Origin of the sequence: Mesorhizobium sp. M0715 (assembly GCF_040320355.1) — a bacterium.
Classification (GTDB): Bacteria; Pseudomonadota; Alphaproteobacteria; order Rhizobiales; family Rhizobiaceae; genus Mesorhizobium.
In genome coordinates this window covers 1-572 of sequence record NZ_JAMYPL010000080.1, presented here as the reverse complement: position 1 = coordinate 572, position 572 = coordinate 1, and the positions used below count along the sequence as shown (strand labels likewise).

Here is a 572-nt window from a genome sequence, read left to right as displayed (position 1 = left end):
GCGCCAGCGATGGCGCTCTTGGCAAAGCGGTCTCGATCCACAGTGCCTGGTCTTCATCGATGAGACCTGGATCAAGACCAACATGGCTCCACTGCGAGGTTGGGGGCCGAAAGGCAAACGGCTGCGCGGCTTGGCTCCACACGGCCACTGGCGCACGCTGACCTTCCTCGGTGCACTACGCTGGGACCGGCTCGCAGCACCTTGCGTCTTCGACGGACCGATCAACGGCCAATGCTTCCGTGCTTATGTCGAGCAGCAGCTCATCACCGTGCTGAAGCCCGGCGACATCGTGGTCATGGATAACCTGGGAAGCCATAAGTCGGCGGCCATCAGGCAGACGATCAAAGCTGCCGGCGCCAGGCTTTGGTATCTGCCGCCCTACTCGCCGGACCTCAATCCGATCGAGCAGGCCTTCGCCAAGATCAAACACTGGATGCGACAAGCTCAGAAACGCACCGTCGAGGACACGTGGCGCCACATCGGCCACCTCGTCGAAACCATCGAGGCAGCCGAATGCAAGAACTACTTCGAAAACGCAGGCTACGCTTCCGTCAAAATATGAAACGCTCTAG

Annotated in this window: 1 protein-coding gene; it reads left to right on the top strand. The window is 60.1% G+C overall.

The window, feature by feature from the left end; all coding sequences use genetic code 11:
* A partial coding sequence (locus NKI21_RS32370; RefSeq protein ID WP_352869333.1) for an IS630 family transposase occupies window positions 1-562 on the top strand: 562 nt, incomplete at its 5' end.
* Between the last annotated feature and the right edge of the window lie 10 nt (window positions 563-572).